This window comes from Blautia sp. DFI.6.71 (assembly GCF_020593585.1).
Taxonomy (GTDB): Bacteria; Bacillota; Clostridia; order Lachnospirales; family Lachnospiraceae; genus Blautia_A; species Blautia_A wexlerae.
The window spans coordinates 1-25,571 of sequence record NZ_JAJDMJ010000018.1 but is presented as its reverse complement, the minus strand read 5'-3'; the positions used below and the strand labels follow the sequence as shown (position 1 = coordinate 25,571).

The window sequence follows — 25,571 nt, the reverse complement described above, 5'->3', positions numbered from 1 at the left end:
TATAGTTAATCTCTGAAGGTTAAGGAATCGTCTGTCATGGAATCAACAATGGCAAGAGATTCAAGACGTATTCCCATATCGCGGATCTCCTGACCGCCATGTTGGAATCCTTTCTCAATAACAATACCGGCTCCTTCAAGAGTTGCCCCTGATTTCTTAACAATATCGATCAGGCCGAGAAGTGCACATCCGTTAGCAAGGAAATCATCAATCAGAAGTACATGATCTTCAGGTCCGAGAAACTTCCTGGAAAGGATCACATCATATACTTTCTTATGAGTGAAAGATTCTACTTTAGTTGTATACATTTCTCCATCCAGATTCACGCTCTGTGCTTTCTTGGCAAAAACTACAGGTACATCAAAGTACTGTGCAGCAATACAGGCGATACCGATACCGGATGCTTCAATTGTAAGGATTTTAGTGATTGGACAGTCGGAGAAGCGGCGTTTGAATTCTTTGCCGATTTCATTGATGAGGGTAATATCCATCTGATGATTTAAGAAACTGTCTACTTTTAAAATATTTCCCGGTTTTACAACTCCATCCTTAAGAATTCGGTCTTTTAAAAGCTTCATAGATTTCTCTCCTTTATATATGTAATTAGTTTGTAGCTGTCGGTAACTATCCGGTACACTGCTTCCCGAAAGTACTGAATAGTTACAGTTACTGTGAATATGCAGAATTCAAAAAAACATCAGGCTGCAAAATGAACAGTAACATTGCTGTTTTGATAATTATAAACTATGATACGCTATAATTCGTCTTCATGCAATTATTTTTGACAAAAAATCTAAAAATAATTATAATAGTCTCAGACTGGTTGGGAAAAACCGCAGGACAATCTGTGCAGATTGCCGTAAATCAGCCGAAGAGGGCTAAATAGTGAAACGGATTGTGAATATCCGTCTTACGGACTGGAGATGGAATATGAAAGAATATGAACTGATATGGGAAATTTTTAATAAATGTCCGCGGAATCAGATGCGTGATGTTTTTGTGGAAGAGCTGGAACTTGAGGATCCGGAAGAATATATCAGAAATAAATTCAAAGGAAAAGAAGTTTCCTATGAAAAAACTGTCCTGGAGGATGGAACCATTATTTTTGATATTACGACTTCACAAATAAAACAGCGTTGCTCCTTTACAGAAATTTGACAAATGTGGTATAATATCATTTACGCTGTACGGAAGTGCTGTAAGCAGGAAAGCCACAGACAGTGTGTGAGGATATAAAGACAGATAAGCGGTAAAGAATCGGATATTCTGAAAGAGAAAGGGGAATGTTATGGCCGAGGAACAAAAGACACATACGCATGTACTGGAGGATGGGACGGTAGTTGAACATTCTCATGGGGAGCATGGGCATCATCACAGTCATGCGCATACAAAGGCAGTGCTGAATCGTATGTCCAGAGCAATCGGACATATGGAATCTATCAAACGTATGATAGAGGACGGAAGAGACTGTGCGGAAGTTCTGATACAGCTTTCAGCAGTGAAATCTGCTATCAATAATACAGGTAAGATCATTCTGCAGGATCATATCGAACACTGTATCGTAGATGCAGTGGAACATGGTGATAAAGAGGCAATTAAAGAACTTGAGGTAGCAATTGACAGATTTGTAAAGTAATATGCGTACTCCAGACTGGCAATAGAGAATATTTTGTTATTGTTCACACACCACTATCCCGCGAGGTGTTTTGGCATGAATATGCCAAAATCCCGAGACATACAAGCCAAAATTCCATTGCCGTAGGCAATCTGGAATGAATTTTGGCTACGTTACTGTGAACGGAGTGAACAGTAACAATATTTTGTCAGTACAGCAGTGCGTAAATATAAAGGAGAAGATTAATTATGGCAAAAGAATGTAACAACACTTCATGCGACAAAGCAAGCTGCGAAGGTTGTTCCAGCAGCAAGAAACAGCAGAGCTTTCAGGCAGAAATGAATGCTCAGTCAAATGTAAAACATGTGATCGGGGTTGTCAGCGGAAAGGGTGGAGTTGGTAAATCCTTCGTAACAGGCTCTCTGGCAAACATGATGGCAGCACAGGGATACAAAGTCGGTATCCTGGATGCGGATATCACAGGACCGTCCATTCCGAAAATGTATGGATTAAAGGGTGCAGCAATGGCAAATGATGAAGGTATCTACCCGATGATCACAAAAAACGGGATCAAGGTAATGTCCATCAACCTTCTGCTTCCTACAGAGGATACTCCTGTAATCTGGAGAGGTCCGGTTCTTGCAAATATGGTAAAACAGTTCTGGACAGATGTTATCTGGGGCGACGTAGACTATCTGTTTGTGGATATGCCTCCTGGAACAGGTGATGTTCCGCTTACAGCATTCCAGTCTCTGCCGATCGAAGGAATCGTGATCGTAACATCACCTCAGGATCTGGTTAAGATGATCGTTAAGAAAGCCTTTAATATGGCTGAGATGATGAAGATACCGGTACTTGGAATCGTAGAGAACTACAGCTATGTGAAATGTCCGGACTGCGGAAAAGAGATCAAAGTCTTTGGTGAGAGCCATATTGATGAGATCGCAGCAGAGCTGAAGGTTCCTGTACTTGGAAAAATGCCGATTGATATGGATTATGCAACCAAGGCAGACGGCGGATTCTTTGCAGCAATCGATAATCAGTATATTACTGATGCGTTGGCTGTAATGCCGAAATAAGAAAAAGAAGTTCTCATTCAGTAAGAAACGCGATTATAAAAATTGTTGTTTCAGTACTGAGTGAGGACTTCTTTTATTATATGGAAGTAAACATTTCAATAAAGCGTTCAGCAGCCTGAGAGACAGTAAGACTGTCATGCTGGGCAAGTATAAGCTGACGTCCGGGAAGAGGCTCTTTTAACATCAGCGGTGTCAGCTGATCATTTTCTTTTAACATATAATCAGGAACACAGGCAATCCCCAGTCCGATCCGTGCCAGATCCAGAAGCAGGTCATTACTGTTTAACTCTACTTCAGGAAGAAGCTTGAGATTATGGGCTGTGAATGCCTCTCGCAGATATTCACTGGTGGTACTTTTGGGGGAAAGCATCAGGATTGGATAGTTCAGAAGCTCCTGCAGTTCGGTCTGAACAGTGTGTACAGGAAAGTAATCCGTATTGGCAACGAATACATCGTGGAATTCTTTTAGTACACGTGTCTGAAAATGGCTGCCAAGTCTGGAATTAGGACAGTTGCATACAATCAGATCTGCCTGACCTTTCTCCAGAAGCTCTGCACAGCCGATGGAGGTACTGTTTGTGACTTTGATACGGACATCCGGGTAGGTTTGATGGAATTTCTGAAGATAATCAATGAGAAAATACCGGCAGATCGTATCGCTGGCAGCAATACGCAGCTGGCCTTTCAGCAGATTGTCTCCTGACAGGAGAGATTCTCCCTCGTCCAGAAGTTGGAGAGCCGGTTTTACATGCTGGAGCAGAAGTTCTCCTTCAGGAGTTAACAATACTTTCTTGGTACTGCGGATAAAAAGAGGATGATTTAGCTTCTTTTCCAGAGTTTTAATGGACTGGCTGACTGCTGACTGGGAGATAAAAAGCTGGCGGGAGGCCTCTGAGAAGCTGAGGGTGGTGGCAACATAGTAGAATACTTTGTATAGTTCAAGATTAATATCCATAGAAATAAATCCTTTCATAAAATAATGTGATGATACAAATTGTCGGCAACAATGGAACTTTAGATAGTATGTCTCGGGATTTTGGCATATTCATTCCAAAACATTTCACGGATAGTGATTAATTAGTGTTACTGTTCACTCCGTTCTCAGTAACACGCTTCGCGATGCACAGAATTTATGCTAATCGCATAAATTCGCGCGGTATATCTCGGGTTTTCTGTGACCTTCGCTCACAAAAAACACCTCGCGGGATATTACCAGTGAACAGTAACTAATTAGTTACATTAATAAAAAATATAAGATATATTAATTTTACTAATGATATTTCCTATGATACTATAAAGAAAGCAATAGTTCAAGCAGCAGGTTCACTGGAGTCGGGCTGCAAGGTGCTTTTAAAGCATTTTTAAAACAATGCATACATAAGAAAGGAGTTTCTATGAGTAACGTAAGACGTGTCTATGTAGAAAAGAAACCGGCCTTCGCTGTACAGGCAAAGGAATTAAAACATGAGGTCAGCAGCTATCTGGGAATTAAATCCGTAACAGCAGTACGTGTGCTGATCCGCTATGATGTAGAAAATATTTCTGATGAAGTTTTTGATAAAGCATGCAAAACTGTTTTTGCAGAGCCACCTGTAGATGATTTATATCTGGAAAATTTTGAGGCAGCAGAAGGCTCCCGCATCTTCTCTGTAGAATTTTTACCGGGACAGTTTGACCAGAGAGCAGATTCTGCTGTTCAGTGTGTACAGTTCCTGGATGAGAATGCACAGCCTATCATTCGTTCCGCAACTACTTATGTAATTGAAGGAACTATTTCAGATGAAGAATTTGATGCTATCAAGCATCACTGCATCAACCCTGTAGATTCCCGTGAGACAGGTCTGCAGAAACCGGAAACACTGGTAACTGTTTTCCCGGAACCGGAAGATGTTAAGATTTTTGACGGATTTAAGGAAATGCCGGAAGCAGAATTAAAGGAACTTTATGATTCTTTAAATCTTGCCATGACATTCAAGGATTTCCAGCATATCCAGCATTATTTCAAAGAAGAAGAGAAACGTGACCCGTCCATGACAGAAATCCGTGTACTTGATACATACTGGTCTGATCATTGCCGTCACACAACCTTCTCCACAGAACTGACAGATGTAAAATTTGACGAAGGTGATTACAAAGCACCGATCGTAGATACTTACAAGAAATATCTTGCTGACAGAGAAGAACTTTACAAGGGCCGTAAGGACAAATTTGTCTGCCTGATGGACCTGGCTCTGATGGCTATGAAGAAACTGAAAGCAGAAGGAAAGCTTGCTGATCAGGAAGAATCTGATGAGATCAATGCCTGCAGTATTGTAGTTCCTGTAGACGTAGACGGTAAAGAAGAGGAATGGCTGATCAACTTCAAGAATGAGACACATAACCATCCTACTGAGATCGAGCCATTCGGTGGTGCAGCTACCTGCCTTGGCGGTGCGATCCGCGACCCGCTTTCAGGACGTACCTATGTATATCAGGCAATGCGTGTAACTGGTGCGGCAGATCCTACTGTTTCTGTAAAAGAAACTCTCAAGGGTAAACTTCCGCAGAAGAAACTGGTAAGAAGCGCAGCTCATGGCTACAGCTCCTATGGAAACCAGATCGGTCTTGCAACAGGCTATGTAAAAGAAGTTTATCATCCAAATTATGTGGCAAAACGTATGGAGATCGGTGCTGTTATGGGTGCTGCTCCAAGACGTGCGGTTATCCGTGAGAACTCTGATCCGGGAGATATCATTATCTTGCTTGGAGGACGTACAGGACGTGACGGTATCGGTGGTGCTACAGGTTCTTCCAAGGTTCATACAGAAGCTTCTATTGAAGTGTGCGGTGCTGAGGTTCAGAAAGGTAATGCTCCTACTGAACGTAAGATCCAGCGTATGTTCCGCCGTGAAGAAGTCAGCCATATTATCAAGAAATGTAATGACTTTGGTGCAGGCGGTGTTTCCGTTGCTATCGGTGAGCTGGCAGCAGGTCTGAGGGTAGATCTTGACAAGGTTCCGAAGAAATATGCAGGTCTTGACGGAACTGAGATCGCAATCTCCGAATCTCAGGAACGTATGGCTGTAGTAGTTGACCCGAAAGATGTAGATACTTTCCTTGGCTATGCAAATGAAGAGAACCTGGAGGCAATTCCGGTTGCAGTTGTAACAGAGGATCCTCGTCTGGTACTTGTATGGAGAGGAAAAGAAATCGTAAATATTTCCCGTGCATTCCTTGACACTAACGGTGCACATCAGGAGACAACTGTAGAAGTAGAAATCCCTAACAAAGAAGGCAATCTCTTTGAAGAGCGCCCGGATGTAGCTGATGTAAAAGCTAAATGGATGGAAACTCTGGCAGACTTAAATGTATGCTCTCAGAAAGGACTTGTGGAAATGTTCGACGGTTCTATCGGAGCAGGCAGTGTATTTATGCCATACGGTGGTAAATATCAGCTCACAGAGACTCAGTCCATGGTAGCAAAGGTTCCGGTACAGAATGGTAAAACAGATACTGTAACCATGATGAGCTATGGCTTTGATCCGTATTTATCTTCCTGGAGCCCATATCACGGAGCTGCTTATGCAGTGACAGAGTCTGTTGCAAGAATCGTGGCTACAGGTGGTGACTATAAGAAAATCCGTTTTACATTCCAGGAATACTTCCGTCGTATGACAGAAGATCCTAAGAGATGGAGCCAGCCTTTCGCAGCACTTCTCGGTGCTTATGCAGCACAGATGGGATTTGGACTTCCATCTATCGGTGGTAAGGACAGTATGTCCGGTACATTTAATGATATTGATGTACCTCCGACACTGGTATCTTTTGCAGTTGACGTTGCGAAGATCCAGGATGTGATCACACCGGAATTAAAGAAAGCAGGAAATAAACTGGTATGGCTTCGTGCACCGAAAGATCAGTATGATCTGCCGGATTATGCAGGAATCATGGATCAGTATGAGAAACTTCATAAAGATATGCAGGATGGCAAGGTTGTTTCTGCTTATGCACTTGACCGTCATGGTATTGCAGCAGCTGTTGCGAAGATGGCATTTGGTAATGGCATGGGAGTGAAGATCGAGCATAATCTTGATCCTAGAGATTTCTTTGCACCTGGATTTGGCGATATCATTCTGGAAGTTCCGGATGGAAAAGTTGGCGAACTTTCCATCACTTATACAGTGATCGGTGAAGTAACTGCTGACGGTAACTTCTCCTATGGAAATACAGTGATCACTGTAGACGAAGCTGAAAATGCATGGAAAGGTACTCTGGAAAAAGTATTTAAGACAGTTTCTTCTGAGAATGACAAAGAGGCAGCTGACAGAGATGAGAAGCTTTATCGTGCAGACAGCATTTATGTATGCAAGAACAAAGTTGCAAAACCTCGTGTATTTATTCCTGTATTCCCTGGAACAAACTGCGAGTATGACAGTACACGTGCATTTGAGCGTGCAGGTGCAGAGGTGGATGTAAAAGTATTCAAGAACCTGACTGCTGAAGATATCCATGATTCTGTAGAGCTCTTTGAGAAAGCAATCGATCAGGCACAGATCATCATGTTCCCGGGCGGATTCTCCGCAGGTGACGAACCGGATGGTTCCGCGAAATTCTTTGCAACTGCATTCCAGAATGCGAAGATCAAAGAAGCTGTTATGAAGCTGATCAATGAGAGAGACGGTCTGGCACTTGGTATTTGTAATGGTTTCCAGGCGCTGATCAAACTTGGTCTTGTACCGTATGGCGAAATCTGCGGACAGAAGGCAGATTCTCCGACACTGACATTCAATACCATTGGACGTCATATTTCCAAGATGGTTTATACAAAAGTTGTAAGTAATAAATCTCCATGGCTGCAGAAAGCACAGCTTGGTGGTGTTTACTGTAACCCGGCTTCACATGGTGAGGGTCGTTTTGTTGCAAATGACGAGTGGCTTGAGAAACTGTTTGCAAATGGACAGGTTGCAACTCAGTATGTGACTCCGGACGGACAGCTTAGCGTTGATGAAGAATGGAATGTCAATGGTTCTTATATGAACATTGAAGGTATTACCAGCCCGGATGGACGTATCCTTGGTAAGATGGCACATAGCGAACGCCGCGGGGACGGAGTTGCCATTAATATCTATGGAGAGCAGGATATTAAAATATTCGAGTCTGGTGTGGAATATTTTAAGTAAAATAGGGGAAAACTTTCCAGACGGAAGGTTCCCAGAGGAAGGACAGAAAGCGCTGTCCCTCCTCTGGACTCCACCCTTGCGCTTTCTTTTTAGGAGCGCCGGGATTGTGGTGTGGAGGAGTGTATTAACTTTGCGTATTCGCCTGGTTGGGTAGCGCCCTTTTTTGAGTGTGAAGGTCGCCACTCAAGTTTGACACCAAAACTAACGGGAAGCCAGTAAAATCAAGGCTTCCCGTATTTTGTCTGCATGTGGTATATTCGTCCGATTTAGACATGAGAAAAATTTTTTTAATATTTTAGCAATCTGCGCATCTGCTCTTGGGTACGGTATTTATGGTTTAATTCCAGATTGAAAACATGTCCGATTTCTGTTGGAAGACTTTTAGGTGTTATTAGTGCCAGAAATAGGTAATGGGAAGTTATTTAGAGTAAAATAAAAATTGTAAAAAGTAAAAAAGAAAGGATAAAAAATGAGAAAAAAGATTCTGAAAGTGTTTTTTGTGATATTGACAGGTATCACGGTGACCCTGACAGGATGTGAATTGTCAGGAAGCAACGAATCCGCGCAAACGGAAAGCGAAAGTGGTAAGGATGCTGTAAAGTTTATTCCAAATCTTACTACGGCTGTTACCAGGAAGCCAACGCCCACAGCTGTGGCAGCAAATCCAGGAGACAGTGTGCAGAATCAACAGTCTGGAAATAACGCAGAAGCGGAAATTTACCAAAGCCAGGGAGATCCCGCAGATCAGGAATCTGCACAGGAAGAAACTTATGATATCCAATATATCACTGGTAATATTCTGTATTCCGATGAAAATACGATAACAGTAGAAGTGGGCGAATCAGGAAATTATTATAATATGGTTTTTAATATAGAAAACGCCGTCCTGAATATAGCTAATGGGAGTGCTGTACGATCCGGACTGAATGTTGACCTGGAGTATTATAGTCAGAATAACGTTAATATAGTAATCATGCTTACGAGTGATGGGGAGGAATATTTACCTTCCAGTACATTAGAGGAAGCGCAGAAAATGACCGACGAATATGTACCTGATGTGAGTGAATCGGAAAACGAAGATTTTGAAGATACCTCTCCCAGTGAATATTAGATTTTCTCGCATTTTCTCGGAAAAGGCACTGCATATGCAGCGCCTTTTTCTCAGGTGCGCTCGTCAGGCGCATGTTCAAAAATCGTTAAACACCTGCAAGCTTTGCAAAAGTATCTCTTCCCGCAATTCCATCCGCAGTTAATCTCTTAGAAGTCTGGAATTTTTTCACACCTTGCTTTGTGGCGGCTCCAAAGGCATTATCAATCCCGTTATTCAGGGTAATACCATGAGCATAAAGACCAATCTGCAGAACTCCGACATAAAGGTTATTGGCCCCTTCTGAAAGCACATGAGCAGCACAGGCATTGGATGTGTTTGTTCCCCAGATGCCATCGGTTGTAAGGCCAGTGCCGTATACGGAATTAAGTGCAGTCTGGATTGCTTTAATATATGCTTTCTGACTCGCAGATCCCCAGATACCGTCTACAGTCAATCCGGCTTTGAACTTTGAGTTCAATGCAGTCTGAGCTGTTTTAACTGCGGAGGAACCTGTGGAAGCAGTTCCTTTGCCTACATAATCCTGATGCATATAACCGATTCCGATTCCAGACACTTTCACATGAACCCATACACCAGAGTTGGTTCCATCTAGCTCAAGGCTGGTTCCCTTTGATACCGTACCCATGATGGCTCCGCCTGGCGTCTGACGTACATAAACGCCATCTCCAGTACATACCCCAGTGCTTTTCGTTGTCCAGGTAGAAGGAGTTGTTGTTTCGCCAGAGTTATTAATGGAATTAATAATACTATAATCCGGCCTGGCGAATCTTGTACCGGAGGACGCACTCAATGTACGGTTTCTCTGATATACGCCGATCCCTTCAGCTACCACACCGGAACCGTCATTTGTATTGCCTTCAATGGTAGTATAAGAATTACCACTAACAGCAATAACAAGTCCAGTATGATTAAATACCGACCCATTATGATACATTACGATGTCTCCAGCTTTCGGCGTAGAATAATTGGTAAATTTGGTTGAAATGTTTGGAACACTTATATACGGCCAATGCTTTAATAATTCCGAAGCCTTCGACTTGTTAAAGGCTTTCATAAATACCCAGCTTATAAAGCAGGCACACCATGCCTGACCCTGGTATTCTGGTGCAACATCCCGCCAATACTTTGTATAATTAGCGGTTCCTGCATTTGCGGTCTTGCTGTCAAGATTTGCATTCGATGCTTTCTCACGATAACCGATTTCTGCTTTTGCAATATTTATCGCTGCCTGAATTGCATCGGATGCTGTCACCTTATAATTAGTGATATAGGTCTTTAATGCATTATATACCATTTTCTGTCGGCTCTTATATGCTCCGACCTGATTTCCGGTATCTGTCTGGCAGGCAGTATAAAGATGATCCAGTGTGTAAGGCTTTGTAGTCTTGGCAAGAATCCTTTTCACCGCAGAAAGTCCACCCTGATGGCGAAAATTTGCACACATCATTTTGGCATCCATTGCTGTAACGCCCAGAGAAGCTGCTTCCTTCACATAAGTTTCCATCTGTCCATCCATAAGCTGATCCTGGCAGCGATGACCAACTGTTGAATTGATAATATGTACAATTGCCTTCGCTTTTGCCGAGGTTTTTGAGAGCTGATAGTTTGACCAGTCTGTTTTATTAAGATCCGCCGCGACACCGGCCGTATCATACTTGCTGAAAGTTGCGGCATCAGTAGTTTTAATCTTAAGAAGAAGTGTACGAGCCTCATTGCCATACCACTGTCCGGCACCGATTGTGATCGCATGTTCCGCAGAACTGTTGGTATATGCTTCCGTAAAATCAGCATAGTCCTTTTGTCCATATACTTGTCCGCCAGTTTCCACTGCATAAATAATATTTCGCATTACAAGTTTTTCATGATCTGTCATTGTGTTTTTTCTCCTTTTGAAATTTTGGAATTTGCAAATTCATTTTATAAGGAGAAAAATAGTCTCAAAATGTAAACCGCTAATCAAGATTTTTGACAAAAAAGTGCCGTGAAATCCAATGAGCAGAAGTGCAAAAGCAGGATTCATGTTCGGCAAGTGATGAAGAGCAAATTTGATGGCTGAAAACGAAAAAAGCCCTTGGGCTGTACCGTATGCTACTGCGCAATGACTTTTGAGAATGAAAATGAGACAGTTGTTACTGTTGGAAGACTTTTAGGTGTTGTTAGTGCCAGAAATATATTATGGGGTGTTATATGAGGTAAAATAAAGAAGTAAAGGTTGACAACAAGGATAAACGATATGTCAATGTAACTATTGACTGTATAGATGGGAATGGGATGAGGGGAATACCTCTTAGATGTCCTTACCTCTATACCATAAAAAGAAATAAGTCTGTAAGAGATTTCTCTTGCTTACAAACTTATTATACGAGATGGAGAAAAGCATGTGCGGAATTTGTGGATTTTTCGGAAAGAAAAAGAACAAAAGAGAGATTGTGGAAAAAATGAAGGAAAAGCTGGTACATCGAGGTCCAGATGCGCAGGGCAGTTTTGTAAATGACAGCGTGGCCCTTGGATTTCGCCGCCTGAGTATCATCGACCTGGAAGGCGGCCTGCAGCCTATGAAAAGCAGCAGTCAGAACCTGACAGTGGTGTTTAACGGAGAAATCTATAATTACCAGGAACTGCGGGAGCAGATGGAACGGGAAAAGAAGATTCTTTTTGTCACCCGCTCGGACACGGAGACGCTGGTGAATGGTCTTGAGGCTTATGGTCCGGCGTTTGTGGAGCAGCTTCGTGGAATGTTTGCCTTCGCCGTCTGGAATGAGAAAAAAGAAGAACTGATGCTGGCGAGGGATTTTTTCGGAATCAAGCCGTTGTTTTACACAGTGGTGGATGGAAATTTCGTGTTTGCGTCGGAGATTAAGAGCATCCTGCAGTTCCCGGGCGTCCCGAAAAAGTTGAATGAACGGGCGCTGGAGCAGTATCTTTCTTTTCAGTATTCCGTGCTGGAGGAAACTTTTTTTGAGGGAATCTACCGCCTTCCGCCGGGCTGTATGCTGTTTTACCGCCAGGGAAAGTATGAAATCTGCAGATATTTTCAGCCGAAGCTACAGCCCGAGGCGGGGTGTTCGCTGGCGGATATGGAGAAAAAACTGGAGAGCGTGCTTAAAAAATCCGTCCGTCGCCATATGGTCAGTGATGTGGAAGTGGGAACTTTCTTGTCCGGCGGTGTGGATTCGGGTTTTATTGCCGTGTTGTCCGGGGCAAAAATGGCGTTTACGGTGGGATTTCTGGATGGGAACAGCGGCTACAACGAGGAAAACATGGCCAGGGAGGTGGCCCGGTATGCGCATCTTTCTTATCACATGCACACTATCGGGAAAAAGGAGTTCTGGGATGTGCTTCCAAAGGTGATGTACGCCCTCGACGAGCCCAGCGGTGATGCTTCTGCCGTCGCCATGTATTTTCTGGCTGCCGAGGCGTCTCGTTATGTGAAGGTGGTGCTTTCCGGGGAGGGTGCGGACGAACTATTTGGCGGTTATAATATCTACCGGGAGCCTCTGGCTCTTCAGAAAGTGGCCTGGATTCCTGAAAAGATCCGGCGTGCGGTTTCCCGGCAGGCGAAAAAACTGCCGGACCGCCGCGGCAAGAGCTTTCTGATCCGGGCCGGCCAACGGGTGGAGGAACGGTTTATCGGGAACGCCCATATTTTCACCGACGAGGAGCGCCGGGAGCTTTTGAAAAATCCGACTGACACGCCGTCCTGTCAGGAGTTTCTGCGAAAGACTTATGAAGAAGCCGCCGAACTTTCCGACCCGGAGAAAATGCAGACCATCGACCTGAATTACTGGTTGGCCGGAGATATTTTGCAGAAAACCGACCGCATGAGCATGGCCCATTCGCTGGAGGTGCGCGTGCCCTTCCTGGACCGGGATGTGTTCGAGGCTGCCCGGACACTTCCGCCGGAGGCAAAATTCGCCCACGGAAAGACGAAGCATCTGTTTCGGAAGGTGGCCCGGAAATACATCCCGGAAGACACGGCCGCGCGGAAAAAGCTGGGATTTCCGGTGCCTGTTCGTGTCTGGCTGCGGGACGACGACTGGTACGGGAGAGTTAAAAAAATGTTTCAAAGCCCCATATCCCGTCAGTATTTCCACACGGAAAAGCTGACGGCGCTTCTGGAGGAGCATCACGCGGGAAAGAAGGACAACAGCCGGAAAATCTGGACGGTGCTGGCGTTTTTGTTCTGGTATCAGGAATATTTTGATGAGTAAAAATAATAAGAATAAACCAAAAAGGATTGTAAAAATAGATTTTGAAAGTGTTTTTGGTAATGATGTCAGGAAACAGCTGTAAAATATATAGTTTCTGTAGTGAGGATTATATGCAGAATGTAAATTGGGAATGTTGTTTAAATACAATATTCCTTTTTTTATAGATATAAGAAACCCTTGATTCTGAACGAAAAAATAAAAAATAAGTTTACATTTTTATGCCCAGATACTCTTTAAAAAATAAAAGGGTATATGATGCAGGAATATAAAGATTTGGTTATACAGGCAAAAAATGATTCAAAATACATGCAAAGCTTACTTTGCATAATGGAACCTTTAGTAAAATCATATGCAAAAAAAATATTCTTTCTAGATTGGGATGACGCAACTCAAGAATTGAATTTGGCAATTATAGAAGCAGTAAAAACAATCGCCACTTGTGAAGACGATTATCAGTGTTTGAAATTCATTACCAATTCAGTGAAATATAAATTTGCTCATCTTTGCAAGAGAAACTTAAAAAAAGAAAAATACGAATGTGCATATATGGATAATGAAGGTGATTTACAAGAAAGCTATAGAGCGGATTATTCATCTGTGGAATTAGCATTTGATCTGAAAAATATAACCTTAAAAATGACTTCAAACCAAAGGGATATTTTAAAATACTTGATTTTAGGGTGGTCAGATAGTGAAATCGCATCTTTCTTACACTTTAGCCGTCAATATGTAAACAGAGAAAAGAAAAAAATATATCAATTTCTGAAATGATTTTTTACATAAATAGTAAGTGCTGAATATTGCTTGAATTTGTGACATAAACATATTTGCAGCAGTCAAAAGAAGAAGCAACATGTTTGAAAGAAAAATTAAGTCAAAAATGCCGCAGCCTTTGAAAATATTGGCTGCGGCATTTAAAATATATGATATGTTTGATGTAAAAAACATCAGGTTCTCAACCAGACATTTGGGTAAGTCAAGATGATGCTTCTGATATAAGATATGCAACATTAAAATCATCATATACTTGAGAATTTAAATGCATATCTTCATATAACTTGATATAGTCGCCGATTGTTTTGCCAAAAACAGAACTATTACAATTATTGCATGTGTTATCCTCTGCATATATATGAGTGTTTCCATCGTTGTCCTCAACAAATAAGAGAGTAACATCTATTTTATCTTCTGTTAACCAGAAAGAGATATATTTTGAAAGAGTCCCATCGATTTCTGTGGCACCATCCGGAATTTGTTCATCTGATTCCAGCTCATTAATATGTTCCCAAAAAATTTGAGGAGAGAACACAAGTAATTTTAAGTTTTTTTGAGAGTCTTCTGAGTACCATATATGTGCTTCTGTGTTGAGATAGTCGGTTATATTAATATCCGTATCTGCCGGTAACTCATAAGTTTCACCGACGTCGGAAGTCAGTGAAAAGGTTTTTGTATGATTAGAATAAGAAGTGACAATCCCCTTGACAAAATAGTAAGTTGTATCTGACTCACTGTCATAATAAGAGCCGGAACCATCTATATCATAAGATACATGTTGCCCCTCAGGCTCCTTAGGGGCGGAAAGGGTGATTAGATCTGAGGGGGCTTTGCCAAAAGCTTGTCCGGATAGCAATATACTACCGAGTACGATACTGCCTGCGATACATATAATTTTTACATTATTCATGGTTAAATGGCCTCCTTGTTTAGTTGTTGAATATTATATCAATTAAAGTGTGAAAATTGTAATTTTGACTTATCGAAATATGTTTTAGAAATGAGTAGGATTTCGGTTATTTTTGAATATGATAAAGAATAAAGACACAAGTATTGTTCGGTTTATTAGTCGTGTTCCAATGGTTACTGGAAAATAATTGATGATTACAAATACAACGTAATATTATCAATAGCAAAGCTATAGGATTTCAAAAATGAAGTCTTATAGCTATTTTTGTGTAGCAGTAAAAATTGTGAAGGGTATGTTTGGGAAAAATATTTTTGATTACTTGATTTGAATCAAGCGGTGAAATTGCTATTTGTCAGACAATAAGATATAATTAGAGAAAATCTTGTTTGCAAAAGAACAGGATAAACAGTAACTTTAAGCAAGATGGTTTTGTCTGGTGATTTTGAGAGTGTAAAAAGGAAAAAGTATGAGTGATGAAAGAAAAAGGGAAAATGAAGAGGAAAAACTGAAAGATTTTTTTCATAATGTGATAGGAATAAAATCGGAAGCTGTGCTGGAGGTGTTGGCGGAGAACTCGGAAATCTGTAAGTTGAAAGCAAAAACTTTGCTGATGAAAGAGAACGAGAAGGTAAAGCTTTGGTAGGGATCATGAATTTGGACAAGCAGATAACCTCTTTCCTGACAGTGGAGTTGATAACGGATTGTGAAATTGTAAGGATATCAGCGGATGTTCTTCGAAAGCTGGCTATGGAGAATATAGAAATTGCTCTGGTCTGTAATCGAATGCAGAGTGTGGCATCTATGAGGGAATATGAATACAGAAAAATGATTCTTACCTGTAATCCGGTACAGAGATATGAATATTTCCTGGAAACCTATCCGGGGCTGGAAAAATATGATGGGGCTTGACAGAGCTGGAAAGTAACCTGGGCCAAGACAAAAGGTGCATCTGGTTATGAAGTATACAAACTGACTGGAAAGACATGGAAAAAAGTCAGTGACACAAGATCCACTTCTTTTACAGATAAGGGATTAAAAAAGAATACTACTTATCAGTATAAAATCCGCGCATATCAGACAGTGAAAGGAAAGAAAGTTTACAGTGCGTTCTCATCTGTGAAAAAAATTAAAAGATAAGGAGCTAAGAGGAAGAAAAAGTTCTCAGCGATTTTGACAGGTGTTTTTTGATACTGTTTTGTATGGTAATGTCAGTAACTGTAAATGCTGCGCAAAAAATACCTGGAAGAGTAAAAATGGTAAGTGCGTATTCTGGATCCGGATTGCGAATATCCGCTTGACTCAGGTTCATGTTACATGGGACAAAACGACAAATTATTCTCAGATGGATTATCCAAGTCAAAATGAATATAGCAGAGGATGACCTGTAATGGATGCAAAAGTGCAAATCCCAAAGAACCGGATGTGGATGATGGAATTTAATGAATATTACGTTTTCAAAGCAGTAGGATGAAAGGAATATGACCTTTCTCCTGCTGTTTTTCTTTCTGAATAAATCCAGGAGATATAGAATTTGATGTGGTAAAGCGATAAAAATATAGTTTTAAACTATAACTGGTGCTAGATATTATGAATTGGCATATTTGGAAGTGTAGTGGTATAGTATGTTCATGCTCAACGGAGCGGGGAATAAGAGAGAGGGAGAATGAGATGTCTGGGATTGTGATTGAGAAGGTCCGGAAGTCTTTTGACACGAAAGATGGCGTGGTCGAGGCTTTGAAGGATGTGAACCTGAATATCGATTCCGGTGATATATATGGGATTATCGGTATGTCAGGGGCAGGTAAGAGTACATTGGTACGATGTATGAATTTTCTGGAGATTCCCACAGAGGGACAGGTTCTGATAGATGGGAAGGCTCTTGGAGATTTGACAGAGAAGGAATTGAGGAAGCAGAGGGAAGAAATCGGTATGATCTTCCAGCATTTCAATCTGCTGATGCAGAAGTCAGTGATCGATAATGTCTGTTTTCCTCTTTATATAAAAGGAAAGAAGAAGGCAGAGGCCAGAAAGAGGGCAGCAGAGCTTTTGGAGATCGTTGGTCTGGGGGACAGGCAGAATGCTTATCCTGCACAGCTCTCCGGTGGTCAGAAGCAGAGGGTTGCCATTGCAAGAGCACTTGCATCGGATCCGAAGATCTTACTTTGTGATGAGGCTACCAGTGCACTGGACCCGCAGACTACTTCTTCTATTCTGGAATTGCTGAAAAAGATTAACAGACAGTTTGGAATCACCATAGTGATCATTACTCATCAGATGTCGGTTGTGCGTGAAATCTGTACACATGTGGCGATCATGTATGAGGGTGAAGTGGTTGAGAAGGGACTGGTTGCAGATATTTTTGCAAATCCTCAGTCAGAGGTTGCCAAAGAACTGATCCGAAAGGATACAGGCTCTGATATCGACGCAGACAGCAGACTGGATGCAGGCAGGGAAAAAGGACAGGCAGAGATCAAAAGCGGTGAGAAAATACGAATTGTATTTTCAGAGAATTCAGCTTTTGAGCCTGTGATCGCAAATCTGATCCTTACCTTCGGAGAACCGGTAAATATCCTGAAGGCAGATACCAAGAATGTAGGTGGTGTAGCCAAGGGAGAGATGATACTGGAGTTCATGGAAGGCAGCACCAGGACAGAAATGATGAAGCAGTATCTGAAAGAAAAAGGTTTAGCAATCGGGGAGGTGACAGAATATGTGGGATCATGAAACAATAATGATGATTGTCCAGGGTGTGGGAGAAACACTTTACATGACAGTTCTTTCCACAGTTCTGGGATACCTGTTCGGACTTCCTATGGGAGTGCTGCTGGCAGTGTCTGATAAAGAGGGACTGAAACCAAATGCAGTGTTGTATAAGATACTGGATGCAATTGCAAATATTGTGAGAAGTATTCCGTTTCTGATCTTACTGATCCTGCTGATTCCTTTTACCAGAGCAGTGGTGGGAAAGAGCTATGGATCAACAGCAACGGTAGTTCCTCTGGTAGTGGCTGCCATTCCTTTTATCGCACGAATGGTGGAATCGTCTATTAAAGAGGTAGATGCAGGTGTGATCGAGGCAGCCAGAGCTATGGGTGCCAGCAATATAAGGATCATCGTGAAGGTTCTTCTGGTAGAAGCCAGAACTTCACTGATCACAGGAGCGACTATTGCGATCGGAACGATCCTTGGTTATTCAGCCATGTCCGGTGCAGTAGGAGGAGGCGGACTTGGTGATATCGCCATCCGCTATGGATATTACAGATATCAGTCAGATATTATGATCGTCACAGTTATCCTGCTGGTGGTACTGGTACAGATTTTCCAGTCAGTGGGAATGATGATCGCAAATAAGATTGACAGAAGAAAGTAGTTTTAAGAAATCGTTGATTATAAAATGGTTATGAAAAAAGTTAAAATATAAAATTCGGGAGGACAATTATTATGAAAAAATTAGTGGCAGCAGTTTTAACAGGAGTATTAGTAGCAGGAACTTTAAGCACAGGAGTTTACGCAAAGGATGATGACAAGACAATCACAGTTGCAGCGTCTGCAACACCTCACGCAGAGATACTTGAGGAGGCAAAACCACTTCTTGAGAAAGAAGGATATGACCTTGAGGTTACTGTATTTGATGATTATGTAAGACCAAACGAGGTAGTTGAGAGTGGAGAGTTTGATGCAAACTACTTCCAGCATATCCCATATCTGGATCAGTTTAATGAGGAGAAGGGCACACACCTTGTAAATGCAGGCGGTATTCACTATGAGCCATTCGGAATCTATCCCGGAACAAAAGACAGCCTGGATGATCTGAAAGACGGAGATTCCATCGCAGTACCAAATGATACCACAAACGAAGCAAGAGCACTTCTTCTTCTCCAGGATAACGGAATCATCACTCTGAAAGATGGTGCAGGATTAAATGCAACTGTTAAGGATATTGCAGAGAATCCTCACAATGTGGAGATCGTAGAGCTGGAAGCAGCACAGGTAGCACGTGTTACAGGTGAGACAGCTTACGTAGTATTAAACGGAAACTATGCTCTGGAAGCAGGCTTCTCAGTTGGAAAAGATGCACTTGCATATGAGAAATCTGATTCTGAAGCAGCAAAGACATATGTAAACGTAATCGCAGTAAAAGAAGGCAATGAAGACAGCGAAAAGATTCAGGCACTTGTAGATGTACTGAAATCTGATGAGATTAAAGATTTTATCAATGAGAAATATGATGGTGCAGTAATTCCTTTTGAAGAAAGCTCAGATGCAGAAGAAATAGATACAGAAGATGCAGATGATGTAGACAGCAAAGACGCAGACAATGCAGATGACACGGCAGAAGAAAATGCAGATACAACTGACACAGCAGAAGACGCTGAATAAGTAAAGATAACAGGAGATTCCTTTTTCAGGTAAAACTGGAGAGGGAATCTTTTTTTGTGCAAAAACATATAGGATTTCCATAAGTTTTCTGATACAATCTATAGTAATTCTATAAAAAGCGACAGACAATCCGATTTATTGGGAAACTGATATAAAATTATCATAGTGACGCGAAAAAATGTGACCCATTTTTGATTGTCGGCGATCGGTTATACCAAAGCAGGAGAGATTGTATGAAAGAGAACAAGATATGGAACGATTATTTGCCAGAAGACATGCAAGAACACTGGACTGTATATGAATGTCTGAAGGAAAGCGAAGATTCATCCACTTTCCTGGTGAAAGAGACAGCTACCGGAATCCTGTGCGTGCTTAAATGGGGGCGTAACAGGCAGGCGGAGTTTCTGCGCAATGAAATGGAAATCATGGAAAAAATGGCGGACAGGAAATTGTCCGGGATTCCAAAGACATACAGGATATTTGAAGAAAATGGCGAAGTGTATCTGGTAAGGGAATATATAGAGGGAATGTCTCTGGCTCAGATGGTTTTGCAAAAAGGTGGCATATCAGAAGCGGAAATCTGCAGGATCAGCAGGAAGATATGCCAGACAGCAGAGCAGTTTCAGAATCCGGATGAGCCTATGATACACCGGGATATAAAACCGGAGAATATAGTGGTCACACCTGGTGGTGAGGTGGTATTCATTGATTTCGGTACTATGCGCAGTTATAAAAAAGATGGGTCGCGTGATACTTTTGTGGTGGGTACCAGAGGAACTGCGGCGCCAGAGCAGTATGGCTATACACAGACAGACCAGCGTACAGATGTGTATGCAATCGGGCAGACAATGCTGTATATGGTTTCAGAGAGCTATGAAATGAATCAGCTTTCTGAGTGTGCAGTGAGCCGGAGAATGAAAAAGATCATAGAGAAGGCCTGCTCTTTTGAGCCTGATAAAAGATATGGGGATGCTGCGCAATTAAGGAGAGCAGTTGAGAAATGTCAGGCGAACAATAGAAAAAAGGTTTATAAAAAAGCAGGCGCAGTCTTTGGACTGATTGCAGCAGGTTATATACTGGCAATTTTTTCCCCGGATGGCACAGTGATTGAAAACAAAAGGATTGAAACGGCAGAACAGAGTGCGGCAGAAGAACAGATACAGGCAGAGATAATCTTCAGAGAAGAATTGATAGAAGAAGCCGTGCGCAAGGAACTGGGGCTTTCAAAGACAGACAAAATAACTGCCTCTATGCTGGAGAATGTAAGGAAACTCCGCATTGTCGGAAAAGAAATTCTTGATGATGAGGACACATTCTGGGGTGAAGGCCGCCATGTGGATGGAAAGGACAGCAGCTTCGGATCTGTGCGCGGAAATATTACAGATCTTTCGGATCTGGCACAAATGGTAAATCTGGAGGAACTTGCGCTGTGTAACCAGAAAATCGAAGATATTTCCGGGTTAAAAGAGCTGCCTTTGAAAAAACTTTATCTGAGCAAGAATATGATCACAGATTTCTCTGTGCTTTTGAATCTGATAGATCTGGATACCCTCTGTATTATGGAGAATCCGGCAGAGAATCTGTCAGTGATTGGAGAATGCACAGGCATTTTAAGATTAAATATACAGGGGATGAATCTGACAGATATAGACTTTCTGAAAAATCTGAGCCTGGATTACCTGGATATGAGTAATATGGAAGTAGAAAACAATATATTTGAGCCATTGACAGAGATGAAGAAACTGGATACTCTGTGCATGTGTGATGTAAATGAGGCGGCTGCCGAAACTCTTTCGCAGATGAGTACCTTAAAGGCGCTGTTCATGTGGGGGGATAGTACCATACTGGAGAATCTGAAACCATTGAAAGGGATGACACAGCTGGAGACACTTGCATTCACAACACAGATTTCTTCGTTGGAAGGAATCGAACAGTTTCCTTCATTAAATTTCCTGTCAGTAAGTTTCAGTCTGGTGAAAGATCTGTCTCCTGTCACAGGAGCAAAGAATCTGCAGGTAATAGATATTTCCAATGCAGATATTAAAAATTTTGAACCGCTGTTTGGACATTCGGGACTGACGGAGGTACACTGTACAGAGGAACAAAAAGAAGAAATCATGAAGATAGATTCTTCCCCTGATTTTGAAATTTATACATAAAAAGGGACAAAATTGTCCCGCTCTAAAATGGGCAGATATGGTACACTTAACAGTATCATATCTGCTTTTTAATTATGGATCAGTCATCAGATAACGGACAGTGGTAAAGATCAAAAAATATAACCTCGGGTTTTGGCAGAAGGGAGATATGAACAGGAAAGAGGTGTGAGAAGAAATGAAAGAAACAGAAGAAATCATGGGAATGATAAAAGAGGAAGGCGCCGCATATTTTGCAAGGGAACGAGGAAACAAGGTAGAGGTAGGGCTTTATCTTGAGCATATAATCGAAGAGCGTGGAATGAAAAAGAAAGATATTGTGCGAAAGCTGAATCTGGAAGAATCCTATGCACGAAAACTGTTTGGCGGTCAGCGAATCCCCACAAGGAAAATACTACTGCAGTGTGCGTTTCTCCTTTCTCTTGATCTGTCGGATACACAAAGGCTTCTGGATATCGGTCAGAAGCCGAGACTTTATCCGCGCGTACGTTACGATGCAGCAATTATTTATGGACTGGAAGAGAAGATGACACTAGAAGAGATGAACAGCTTCCTGGATGAAATAGGGGAAGAGATTTTACTGTAAAATATTTTTGAAAGATATCCCTGAAGGGATTCTGAACGCTGTCAAAAATGAAGATGGCAGTGTATAAAATTACAGAGGTACTAAAAAAATCATTCTCGCAAATTGTGCAAGCTGCGATTACATCTTGCAGGGTGCTTTTTTTAATACACTCAAATCCAGAAAAAGGAGGGTTTTACGTATGAAGAAAAAACAAGTCGCATTATTGTTGGCAGCACTTATGTGCATAACACCTATGGCAGAAAGCGCAGCTGTTATGGGCACAGAATTTTCTTCGGGGGAAGAAACTGTAGAGATGCAGGGCACGGAGGAAGAAGCCGAAGCAGAGGATACGGCAGAAATCTGGACATCCGGGGAAGAAGTATCAGATTTTGATACGGACGAAGCGCCGGAAGTGGACGGATTTACATCAGAAGAATCAGAGGCATCGACAGACGCAGCAGGTGCTAAACAGGTAAAAGGATCTTTTGAAGTGGCATATATAACAGAGGAACAGTACAATAATGCCCTGCAGAATGAAGAACGTCCGGAAGTGGACATGAAAACAGTAGAAGACACTACTTTTTCAAATGCGTTAAACAGTATCGAAGGAGAAAATACAGGATACTGTTTTGTAAGCGTCCAGGATCTGGAAGATGCAGCAGACTTTGTGGCTCCTGAAGGGATGATAGTACTGGTGGAGAATGCAAGAGCCAGAAGTATTACACCGAACGGAAACATCGTATTCTGGGGTATGATAGATCCGCCAGAGACGATTGAAATCAAAGAAGGAAAAGGAACGACAACTTTCTTCTGTCAGGATATGAGAAGCGTATTAAAAGGAACAGGTTCCGATGATAAAGTGATCTTTTGTGGGCAGAATAATGCGATAGGTGGTATTTCCGGAGTAGAAAATATATATCTGAGAAATAACAGCCATGATCTGCAGGTATTTGGTTCCAGTGAATTTTTTAATATTTACAATGAAACGGATAATATCAAAAACAATCCACAGGATGAAAATGCTTTTTTTATACACATTGTAAACAGTAAGACTGCTCCGGTATTCCATAAAACATTTGACTGGGGTACTGGCGAGTTTGAAAATGAAAATGGAGAGAAGTGGAGCAGTCCTTACGGAATTGGAATTATATATAAGACATCAGATGAGAAAGGTGAATGGGAAGATATTCCTGTTCCGGCTGGTACACAGGCAGTGAAATATGATATGTCTGACGAAGATATTGTGGAAATGCTTTCCAGAATTTGGGTCTATTCAGAAGATGGTACGACTCAGGATATGAATGGAAAAATCTGGAATCCGGATAAAGATAATGCGGTTGATCTTCAGGAATTCCGGGATTGTGAAGGAATGTCAGCAAAGGAGATTTTCGAGGCATGCGGAAGGGCAGAATTCCCTGATGGAGGATGTGTGTGGATTAATGTCGCACCGACAGCACAGGCGGAAAGATATATAAATGCATATCAGAAGAAGAACAATGCCAGTGGTTATTATCTGATGAATATGAAAGCTAACACCAAGATCAGTGGAACGCTTACTGTTCCAAGTGCTGCGAAAGCACTGAAGATAGAGGGACAGAATAATTATGACGAAAGCACAGATACAGATAATTTTGTTCCGGTTTCAATTTCTTCTGTAAATGTTCCGGCAGGCAAGAAACTGTCACTGTCCAGGATTCTTGTAAAGGCGAATACTTTAACCTTTACAGGCTCTGGAGAAGTGGAACTTATGAATGCCAGATTAAATGCAAATGTAACAGCAGATAAAATTAAGATTGCGGATGCTGTAGTGAAGAGCCTGAACTGTAAAGAACTGACATCAGAAGAGGGTGTATGTCTGGTTGTATCTGAATATCTGAATTTTGAGAAAGCAGTGATTAATCCGGAAATAACCATTTATGGACAGCCGGGAGCTTATCTGAAATTTGGTGAAATTGACAGTGCAGAATACTCTCAGACAGCAATTCCGCAGATTTATCTTGGAACAAACGGAAAACAGACAGCGCAGCTGTATATAGGTGGAGCATTGAAACTTGGTACATATGAAACGGAAGGTGAGACATATTCAAGAAATCTGATCGTTCGACAGTTTGATACAAAAGAAGCGCAGGCAGCAGGCGTTCCTGTATCGAAAGACTGTTTTGATCCAACATATAGGTATGCATGGGATGAGACAGAGGATAATGACTGGTTTTACTTTACAAAAATATACAAGAATGAAGAAATAAATCTTGTTACGGTCAATGCTAGTCTGGATGAAGAATATTCTACAAACAGACTTCTGGCGCAGTTTAGATTTGATGTAAATGGTGAGAAAAAATATGGAGTAGTACTTCCTCGATACATTCATCTGGATGAATTCGAAGGTTTAACAGCCGGAATTGATGGAAATAAACATCGTTTATTTTATGTAGACTGGTGGACAAATGAAGAGAAAATAAAAGCTGTTGAGATTCCTGCATACTATGAGTTCTCAGGTCAATCTCTGAACAGCATCGCATCTGCACAAATTTCTACAATCAAGACTCAACTTTATGCAGGTAAGGCGCTTAAACCGTCAGTAACAGTAACCTTAAACGGCAAGAAACTGAAAGCCGGAACAGACTACACCGTTTCCTATGCAAATAACACAAAAGCCGGCTCCACAGCATCTGTGATCATTACAGGTAAAGGCAATTATGTTGGCACAGCGATCCAGAATTTCGAAATTGCGGCGATTCCGGCAAAAGGAAAGGTATACACATCCGGAAACCTGAAATACAAGGTAACTAAATCCGCATACAAGAATGGAACAGTAAGCGTTTATGCTCCGGCAGAGAAAACTCTTACAAGTGCATCTGTTCCTGCAACAGTAAAAATTAATGGTTATACATTTAATGTAACAGCAATTGGTGATAAAGCATTTAATGGCTGCACAAAACTGAAAAAAGTCACGATAGGATCCAAAGTAACCACAATTGGAAAACAGGCGTTTAACGGATGTAAAGCGCTGACTTCCATTACAGTTAATTCTAAAGTGCTCAAAACAGTAGGAGCATCTGCATTAAAGGGAATTTCTGCTAAGGCAGTAATCAAAGTTCCGGCAGCAAAATTAAGTGCATACCAGAAGCTTTTCAAGGGCAAAGGACAGAAAAATTCTGTAAAGATTACAAAATAAGAAATAGAAACAAAGATTATATAGCTAAAACCATACAGTTAAAATTATATAGAGGCAGAATCAGTAAAAATTTCTGCTACACATAAAAAGATAGTTCTTGAAGAAGAAGCCCGGAATTAGTGTACCGACAAGATTGTTTCAAGAATCAACTTGTCGGTACATCAGAGTTGTTGTCATGAGCAATTCTGTTTCCGGGTTTCATTTACCTGTATTTCTTTGGAAAATTCAGGTGATAAGATGGATTTAAAATGTATGAACAATTAGAAAAATAAAAAAAATTAAAAAAGTTTCAAAAAAGGTGTTGACATCCGACAAAATCCATTATATAATAGCAAAGCAAGTTACGGAGCGGACAACAAATAAGCCGCCTGAAACAAGCACAATATGGAATCTTAGCTCAGCTGGGAGAGCATCTGCCTTACAAGCAGAGGGTCAT

20 protein-coding genes and 1 pseudogene are annotated in these 25,571 nt (G+C 41.5%); 17 read left to right on the top strand and 4 right to left on the bottom strand.

The window, feature by feature from the left end; translation table 11 throughout:
* Positions 1-5: 5 nt before the first annotated feature.
* On the bottom strand, positions 6-578 hold the full coding sequence (locus LJE12_RS09470; RefSeq protein WP_022380651.1) for a xanthine phosphoribosyltransferase: 573 nt from the start codon (positions 576-578) through the stop codon (positions 6-8).
* A 352-nt stretch (positions 579-930) separates the two neighbouring features.
* Between LJE12_RS09470 and LJE12_RS09465 the strand changes: the two genes are divergently transcribed.
* The 3 genes from LJE12_RS09465 to LJE12_RS09455 all read left to right on the top strand — a co-directional run bounded on the left by LJE12_RS09465 (position 931) and on the right by LJE12_RS09455 (position 2,694).
* A complete protein-coding gene (locus LJE12_RS09465; protein WP_019162473.1) occupies positions 931-1,158 on the top strand; it encodes a hypothetical protein in 228 nt (75 codons plus the stop codon).
* Positions 1,159-1,288: 130 nt separating this feature from the next.
* Positions 1,289-1,636, top strand: a complete 348-nt coding sequence (locus tag LJE12_RS09460; RefSeq protein WP_008707305.1) for a metal-sensing transcriptional repressor — start codon at positions 1,289-1,291, stop codon at positions 1,634-1,636.
* A 227-nt stretch (positions 1,637-1,863) separates the two neighbouring features.
* Entirely contained in the window at positions 1,864-2,694 is an 831-nt protein-coding gene (locus LJE12_RS09455; protein WP_008707307.1) for an Mrp/NBP35 family ATP-binding protein, read from the top strand.
* Between the two features lie 76 nt (positions 2,695-2,770).
* Here LJE12_RS09455 and LJE12_RS09450 read toward each other — a convergent pair whose 3' ends face one another.
* Complete coding sequence (locus LJE12_RS09450) at positions 2,771-3,649, bottom strand: LysR family transcriptional regulator (RefSeq protein WP_008707308.1); 879 nt, start codon at positions 3,647-3,649, stop codon at positions 2,771-2,773.
* Between the two features lie 439 nt (positions 3,650-4,088).
* Between LJE12_RS09450 and LJE12_RS09445 the strand changes: the two genes are divergently transcribed.
* Together LJE12_RS09445 and LJE12_RS09440 are read left to right on the top strand one after the other, a co-directional pair.
* Complete coding sequence (locus tag LJE12_RS09445; protein WP_173679122.1) at positions 4,089-7,853, top strand: phosphoribosylformylglycinamidine synthase; 3,765 nt, start codon at positions 4,089-4,091, stop codon at positions 7,851-7,853.
* Between the two features lie 469 nt (positions 7,854-8,322).
* A complete protein-coding gene (locus LJE12_RS09440; RefSeq protein WP_055201253.1) occupies positions 8,323-8,964 on the top strand; it encodes a hypothetical protein in 642 nt (213 codons plus the stop codon).
* Positions 8,965-9,049: 85 nt separating this feature from the next.
* On the opposite strand, the gene LJE12_RS09435 is transcribed toward LJE12_RS09440, so the two are convergent.
* Positions 9,050-10,837 (bottom strand): peptidoglycan-binding protein, encoded by a 1,788-nt coding sequence (locus LJE12_RS09435; protein ID WP_055060271.1) that lies wholly within the window; start codon positions 10,835-10,837, stop codon positions 9,050-9,052.
* Positions 10,838-11,342: 505 nt separating this feature from the next.
* On the opposite strand from LJE12_RS09435, the gene asnB reads away from it, so the two are divergent.
* From asnB to LJE12_RS20025, 3 genes are all read left to right on the top strand, one after another.
* Positions 11,343-13,175, top strand: a complete 1,833-nt coding sequence (gene asnB, locus LJE12_RS09430; protein WP_173706081.1) for an asparagine synthase (glutamine-hydrolyzing) — start codon at positions 11,343-11,345, stop codon at positions 13,173-13,175.
* Positions 13,176-13,427: 252 nt separating this feature from the next.
* Entirely contained in the window at positions 13,428-13,946 is a 519-nt protein-coding gene (locus LJE12_RS09425; RefSeq protein WP_173706080.1) for a sigma-70 family RNA polymerase sigma factor, read from the top strand.
* Positions 13,947-14,028: 82 nt separating this feature from the next.
* On the top strand, positions 14,029-14,160 hold the full coding sequence (locus LJE12_RS20025) for a hypothetical protein (RefSeq protein ID WP_005424140.1): 132 nt from the start codon (positions 14,029-14,031) through the stop codon (positions 14,158-14,160).
* Here the strand turns inward: LJE12_RS20025 and LJE12_RS09420 are convergent.
* The gene (locus tag LJE12_RS09420; protein ID WP_008707316.1) at positions 14,152-14,859 is read right to left on the bottom strand and encodes a hypothetical protein; all 708 of its coding nucleotides are present in this window, start codon (positions 14,857-14,859) and stop codon (positions 14,152-14,154) included. The two genes, LJE12_RS20025 and LJE12_RS09420, sit on opposite strands and share 9 nt — an antisense overlap.
* 466 nt (positions 14,860-15,325) lie before the next feature.
* Between LJE12_RS09420 and LJE12_RS09415 the strand changes: the two genes are divergently transcribed.
* The 9 genes and pseudogenes from LJE12_RS09415 to LJE12_RS09380 all read left to right on the top strand — a co-directional run bounded on the left by LJE12_RS09415 (position 15,326) and on the right by LJE12_RS09380 (position 25,135).
* Positions 15,326-15,502: a hypothetical protein gene (locus tag LJE12_RS09415; protein WP_008707318.1), complete on the top strand. Its 177-nt coding sequence runs from the start codon at positions 15,326-15,328 to the stop codon at positions 15,500-15,502.
* Entirely contained in the window at positions 15,496-15,768 is a 273-nt protein-coding gene (locus tag LJE12_RS09410) for a hypothetical protein (RefSeq protein ID WP_020994112.1), read from the top strand. Before LJE12_RS09415 ends, LJE12_RS09410 begins: the two co-directional genes overlap by 7 nt.
* 18 nt (positions 15,769-15,786) lie before the next feature.
* A pseudogene (locus LJE12_RS21065) lies at positions 15,787-15,996 on the top strand (transglutaminase domain-containing protein); the annotation flags it as partial.
* A gap of 531 nt (positions 15,997-16,527) precedes the next feature.
* A complete protein-coding gene (locus LJE12_RS09405; protein WP_008707322.1) occupies positions 16,528-17,583 on the top strand; it encodes a methionine ABC transporter ATP-binding protein in 1,056 nt (351 codons plus the stop codon).
* On the top strand, positions 17,570-18,229 hold the full coding sequence (locus LJE12_RS09400) for a methionine ABC transporter permease (protein ID WP_008707324.1): 660 nt from the start codon (positions 17,570-17,572) through the stop codon (positions 18,227-18,229). The genes LJE12_RS09405 and LJE12_RS09400 overlap by 14 nt, the downstream gene beginning before the upstream one ends.
* A 71-nt stretch (positions 18,230-18,300) precedes the next feature.
* Entirely contained in the window at positions 18,301-19,239 is a 939-nt protein-coding gene (locus tag LJE12_RS09395) for a MetQ/NlpA family ABC transporter substrate-binding protein (protein ID WP_227226623.1), read from the top strand.
* Positions 19,240-19,472: 233 nt separating this feature from the next.
* Positions 19,473-21,398, top strand: coding sequence for a protein kinase domain-containing protein (locus LJE12_RS09390; protein WP_055150419.1), 1,926 nt, complete (start codon positions 19,473-19,475; stop codon positions 21,396-21,398).
* 175 nt (positions 21,399-21,573) lie between these two features.
* Positions 21,574-21,981 (top strand): hypothetical protein, encoded by a 408-nt coding sequence (locus tag LJE12_RS09385; RefSeq protein WP_025580554.1) that lies wholly within the window; start codon positions 21,574-21,576, stop codon positions 21,979-21,981.
* Between the two features lie 178 nt (positions 21,982-22,159).
* Positions 22,160-25,135, top strand: a complete 2,976-nt coding sequence (locus LJE12_RS09380) for a leucine-rich repeat protein (protein WP_173698058.1) — start codon at positions 22,160-22,162, stop codon at positions 25,133-25,135.
* The last annotated feature ends 436 nt before the right edge of the window (positions 25,136-25,571 follow it).

What these genes read in the sequence shown, in the direction of transcription:
- LJE12_RS09470 (WP_022380651.1), bottom strand. Translation starts at nt 578, where the DNA reads ATGAAGCTTTTAAAAGACCGAATTCTTAAGGATGGAGTTGTAAAACCG.
- LJE12_RS09465 (WP_019162473.1), top strand. Translation starts at nt 931, where the DNA reads ATGAAAGAATATGAACTGATATGGGAAATTTTTAATAAATGTCCGCGG.
- LJE12_RS09460 (WP_008707305.1), top strand. Translation starts at nt 1,289, where the DNA reads ATGGCCGAGGAACAAAAGACACATACGCATGTACTGGAGGATGGGACG.
- LJE12_RS09455 (WP_008707307.1), top strand. Translation starts at nt 1,864, where the DNA reads ATGGCAAAAGAATGTAACAACACTTCATGCGACAAAGCAAGCTGCGAA.
- LJE12_RS09450 (WP_008707308.1), bottom strand. Translation starts at nt 3,649, where the DNA reads ATGGATATTAATCTTGAACTATACAAAGTATTCTACTATGTTGCCACC.
- LJE12_RS09445 (WP_173679122.1), top strand. Translation starts at nt 4,089, where the DNA reads ATGAGTAACGTAAGACGTGTCTATGTAGAAAAGAAACCGGCCTTCGCT.
- LJE12_RS09440 (WP_055201253.1), top strand. Translation starts at nt 8,323, where the DNA reads ATGAGAAAAAAGATTCTGAAAGTGTTTTTTGTGATATTGACAGGTATC.
- LJE12_RS09435 (WP_055060271.1), bottom strand. Translation starts at nt 10,837, where the DNA reads ATGACAGATCATGAAAAACTTGTAATGCGAAATATTATTTATGCAGTG.
- asnB (WP_173706081.1), top strand. Translation starts at nt 11,343, where the DNA reads ATGTGCGGAATTTGTGGATTTTTCGGAAAGAAAAAGAACAAAAGAGAG.
- LJE12_RS09425 (WP_173706080.1), top strand. Translation starts at nt 13,428, where the DNA reads ATGATGCAGGAATATAAAGATTTGGTTATACAGGCAAAAAATGATTCA.
- LJE12_RS20025 (WP_005424140.1), top strand. Translation starts at nt 14,029, where the DNA reads ATGTTTGAAAGAAAAATTAAGTCAAAAATGCCGCAGCCTTTGAAAATA.
- LJE12_RS09420 (WP_008707316.1), bottom strand. Translation starts at nt 14,859, where the DNA reads ATGAATAATGTAAAAATTATATGTATCGCAGGCAGTATCGTACTCGGT.
- LJE12_RS09415 (WP_008707318.1), top strand. Translation starts at nt 15,326, where the DNA reads ATGAGTGATGAAAGAAAAAGGGAAAATGAAGAGGAAAAACTGAAAGAT.
- LJE12_RS09405 (WP_008707322.1), top strand. Translation starts at nt 16,528, where the DNA reads ATGTCTGGGATTGTGATTGAGAAGGTCCGGAAGTCTTTTGACACGAAA.
- LJE12_RS09400 (WP_008707324.1), top strand. Translation starts at nt 17,570, where the DNA reads ATGTGGGATCATGAAACAATAATGATGATTGTCCAGGGTGTGGGAGAA.
- LJE12_RS09395 (WP_227226623.1), top strand. Translation starts at nt 18,301, where the DNA reads ATGAAAAAATTAGTGGCAGCAGTTTTAACAGGAGTATTAGTAGCAGGA.
- LJE12_RS09390 (WP_055150419.1), top strand. Translation starts at nt 19,473, where the DNA reads ATGAAAGAGAACAAGATATGGAACGATTATTTGCCAGAAGACATGCAA.
- LJE12_RS09385 (WP_025580554.1), top strand. Translation starts at nt 21,574, where the DNA reads ATGAAAGAAACAGAAGAAATCATGGGAATGATAAAAGAGGAAGGCGCC.
- LJE12_RS09380 (WP_173698058.1), top strand. Translation starts at nt 22,160, where the DNA reads ATGAAGAAAAAACAAGTCGCATTATTGTTGGCAGCACTTATGTGCATA.